Origin of the sequence: Raoultibacter massiliensis, assembly GCF_900199545.1 — a bacterium.
GTDB classification, from domain to species: domain Bacteria; phylum Actinomycetota; class Coriobacteriia; order Coriobacteriales; family Eggerthellaceae; genus Raoultibacter; species Raoultibacter massiliensis.
Genome location: NZ_LT962671.1, coordinates 201,558 through 205,103 on the forward strand (window position 1 = coordinate 201,558; position 3,546 = coordinate 205,103).

Annotated in this window: 2 protein-coding genes and 4 pseudogenes; 1 reads left to right on the forward strand and 5 read right to left on the reverse strand. The window is 70.5% G+C overall.

Going from position 1 to position 3,546, the window contains the following annotated elements; all coding sequences use genetic code 11:
* The 4 genes and pseudogenes from C1719_RS05005 to C1719_RS05020 form a co-directional block, all read right to left on the reverse strand.
* A partial coding sequence (locus tag C1719_RS05005; protein WP_102375931.1) for a ParB/RepB/Spo0J family partition protein occupies nt 1-635 on the reverse strand: 635 nt, incomplete at its 3' end.
* Nucleotides 622-1,365, reverse strand: a pseudogene (locus C1719_RS05010) (ParA family protein); the annotation flags it as partial. The gene C1719_RS05005 and the pseudogene C1719_RS05010, both read right to left, overlap by 14 nt.
* A 379-nt stretch (nt 1,366-1,744) precedes the next feature.
* Nucleotides 1,745-2,191: pseudogene (locus tag C1719_RS16335) on the reverse strand (relaxase/mobilization nuclease domain-containing protein); the annotation flags it as partial.
* Nucleotides 2,179-2,625, reverse strand: coding sequence for a CopG family transcriptional regulator (locus C1719_RS05020; RefSeq protein WP_042433194.1), 447 nt, complete (start codon nt 2,623-2,625; stop codon nt 2,179-2,181). The gene C1719_RS05020 and the pseudogene C1719_RS16335, both read right to left, overlap by 13 nt.
* Nucleotides 2,626-2,707: 82 nt before the next feature.
* Between C1719_RS05020 and C1719_RS16185 the strand changes: the two are divergent.
* Nucleotides 2,708-2,983: pseudogene (locus C1719_RS16185) on the forward strand (VaFE repeat-containing surface-anchored protein); the annotation flags it as partial.
* A 148-nt stretch (nt 2,984-3,131) separates the two neighbouring features.
* Here C1719_RS16185 and C1719_RS16340 read toward each other — a convergent pair.
* Nucleotides 3,132-3,299, reverse strand: a pseudogene (locus C1719_RS16340) (ParA family protein); the annotation flags it as partial.
* Nucleotides 3,300-3,546: the final 247 nt, after the last annotated feature.

A 3,546-nucleotide genomic window follows, 5' to 3' on the forward strand; every position in this document is an offset into this window, starting at 1 on the left:
GCGCTGAGGTTGCCGCGGTCGGCCTCGGCGGCCCACTCGGGCGAGAGGTCCTCGGCGATCCGGCGGGCGAGCCTCTCCTCGCGCGCGATGGTCTTGCCGGAGACCTTGCGGCCCGTCTGCCGCTCGATGATGGCGGCCTTCACGTCGTCGACGCGCATGCCGGAAAGCGACGGGTCCTCGGAGCGCAGGCGCACGGCGTCGCCCCTGAGCGCCTCGGTCGCGGCGGCGCGCTCGGTCACGGTGAGCGCGCGGGTGAAGTAGTTCGCGGCGTGGAGCAGCGTCACCGCCCGCTCGTCGTCGATGCCCTCTATCACGCGGCAGGGCATCCTCTCGTAGGAGGGGTCGTCCTTGGCGAGCAGCGCGTAGGCGGCCTTGCGGCGGTGCCCGGAGACCATCTGCCACGAGCCGTCGCCCACCTTGCAAACGAGCGGCAGGTCGGTGAGGCCGTCCTTTCGTATGGACTCGGCGAGCTCGACTATGCCGGCCGGGTCCATGGAGTACGCGGCGTTCGCCGGGTGGTCGGCGATGTCTGCCACCGCTATCTCGGACACCGGGTAGCGCCCGCGGGTGCGCGACGCGCCGTCGAGGAGCCCCGTGATGGTGAAGCCCGCGGCCACCCGGCTAGGTGAGCTCACGGCACACCTCGTCTGCGAGCGCCTCGTAGTCGCGCGCGGGGCGGCTCCCCGGCTCGAAGGCCGCCACCGGCTTCCACTGCCAGCTGCCCTCGCAGACCTTGCTGCTCGCGTGGATCACCGTCTCGAACTGCTCGTCCGGGAAGAACCCGTCGAGCACGGCCGCGCCCGTTGCCTCCGCGTTGGTCATGCGGCCGGGAACGCAGGTGCGCAGTATCTTCCATCTGGGCGTGGGCATGCGCAGGGCGTCCGCGATTGAGCGCGTCGCCTCCACGGTGAGCGCCGTGCCGCGCATCACGGTGGAGTCGAGCTTCACGGGGATGACGACCATGCCGCCCTCCGCGGCGGCGAGGTAGGCGTTGAAGGCGAGCCTGCGCATCACGGGGCTGCAGTCGATGAGGCAGGCGTCGTAGGAGCCCGAGGCGTCGTCGAGCGCGAACTTGAGGCGCTGCTCGCGCAGGAGCATCTCGTTCTGGTCGACGAGGTCGATGGTCGAGGCCACCACGTCGAGGCCCTCCCCGGCGGCGTAGGCGACCTCCTCCACGGGCGCGCCGCCGTAGAGCAGCTCGACCGATGTGCGCCGCTCGGAGGCGGCCCGGCCGTAGAGGCCGAAGAAGTCGGTGGCCGACGCCTGCGGGTCGAGGTCGACGAGCAGGGTCCGAAGGCCCCGGGCGGCGAAGATCGCCGCCAGGTTCACGGCGGTCGTCGTCTTGCCGACGCCGCCCTTGTAGTTGGNACCCCAGGCGCTCGCCGCTGACCTTCTTGGACGGCTCCTCGGTCAGGCTGAACACCCAGTCGTCCCGCCGCGCCTTGGCCGAGTTGTCGGCGACGTGCACGCCCAGGGCGTCTAGGATGCCGAGGAACTCCGCCTCGTCGCGCGCCGTGGTCTTGGCGAGCGCGACGCGGGCGCGGATGTCGCCAACCCACGAGTAGCCGCCCGAGCGCATGATCTCCTTCTCGGCCCGGCCCAGGTAGACGCTCCTGAGGCTCCTGGGCACGCCCGCGCCTGCCCGCCCGCGCGCCTTCGACGGCGATTCGGGAGCCCGGTCGTTGGAGAGCCCGGACAGCCCGCGCTCGCGGGCCATGTCCTGAAGGTCCCGGTTGAGGTCCTCGGGGTGCTGGGTCTGCATGCGGTAGCCGGTGCGGAGGTTAACGTTGTTCACGACGATGTGCGCGTGTGGTATGCCGCGGGCGTTGTCGTCGTGGTAGACGATGGCGATCTCGTGGTCGCCGAAGTGCTTGAGAGCCCACGAGCACGCGAGCTCGCGCAGCGCCGCCAGGTCGATGTCGTCGCCGGGGTCCGGCGAGAGCACGAAGTGCTTGAACGTCCGCGCGGGCTTTCCCCTCCAGGGGGCGTCCGTGCCGAAGGCGGCGCGCGTGGCGTCCATCTCGGCGTCCCAGGCGCAGGCCTCCTTGGCCTCGTCTCCCAGTGCGCCGGCATCGCGCTCGTCGTAGCTCAGGTTGAACAGGTCGCGCGCCAGGGCGCGGCCTCCCTTCTCGAGGTAGCGGCGGATGCCACCCGTCGAGCCGTGGCCGCTTATCGGCTTCAGGATCGGCATGGCGAGCCCTCCACGAGCGAGTCGGCGCCGATGCGACCGAGCTCCGCCGCCATCTCGCGGGCCGCGCCGTTCACGTCGGCGAGCTCTCGCTCGATCGTCGGGATGCTCTCCGCGACGAGGTCCCGGTCGACGTGCCCGTGACGGGCGTGGAAGTTGATGAGGTTCATCGCGTGCACTGCCTGGTTGTAGTGGTAGCCCCACTTCGTGAGCTCCCGAGACATCGACCAAAGGGCCCTGCGGTCCACGAGTATGCGGTGCTCGTCTCCCGCGTTGGCCTCCGTCGACAGCGGTATGCGAACGAGGTAGCGCAGGTACTCCGACTTGCTGAGGCCGGCGCGCTCGCACCGCTCGCAGAGCGCGTCGTAGTCGCCTCCCTCCATGCGGAACGTGACGCGGCGCTCCTTGCCTTTGGCGGCGCCGGCTTCCTCTTCCATGGCGGATTCCTTTCCTCGGGCCCGCCGCGCGGCGGGCGCGTCTCTCTAGGGGCGCGGGGGATCCCCCGCAGGCGGCGGCNCGGTGGCCTACAAGGGCCTCGTCCCCGGCGAGACCTACATCGCCGTGGGCACGCTCATGGACAAGGGCACCGGAGAGCCGTTCCTCGACAAGGACGGCAACGAGGTGACTGCGCGCACGCCCTTCGAGCCCGAGGCGCCCTCCGGCACCGTCGAGGTGACCTTCGAGTTCGACACCGAGGGCCTGGCCGAGGGAGACGAGCTCGTCGTCTTCGAGAAGGTCCTGGACTCCGCCGGCAACGTCGTTGCGACCCACGAGGACATCGACTCCGCCGAGCAGAGCGTCGTCGTGGACAACCCCGACACGCCCGAGGTCCCCGAGGAGCCCTACGCCAAGACCGGGGCCGACGCCCCCGACGGCACCGGCTACGCCGTGGCCGCGGGCATCGCNCCCGGGCGGCGAAGATCGCCGCCAGGTTCACGGCGGTCGTCGTCTTGCCGACGCCGCCCTTGTAGTTGGAAATGGCTATCGTGCGCATGGGTCGCGTCCTCTCTAGCGTGGGGGGCGCGCCTCGCCGCATTCGGTCCGGCGCGCCCGAGTCTCGGAGCGTCGGGACAAAACCGTACGGATTTGTCCGACAAACGGAGTGTACCATGAAAACGTACGGATATGTACGCTTTCATGGTACAGGGGCCGGATTTCGGGGAAACCCGGCCCCGGGAGCCCGGGGCCGGGCGCGCCGCCTAGGAGAGCGGCTCCATCTCGCCGAAGCAGTTGACGTGGTGGCGCAGGAGCGCTCGGTTCTCCTTGACGACCATCATCGCCACCTCGTCGAAGCGGACCGGGGTGTCGGCGTAGTCGTCGCTGTTGCCGGCGAGCCACGTCGCCGCCAGCGCCTCGCG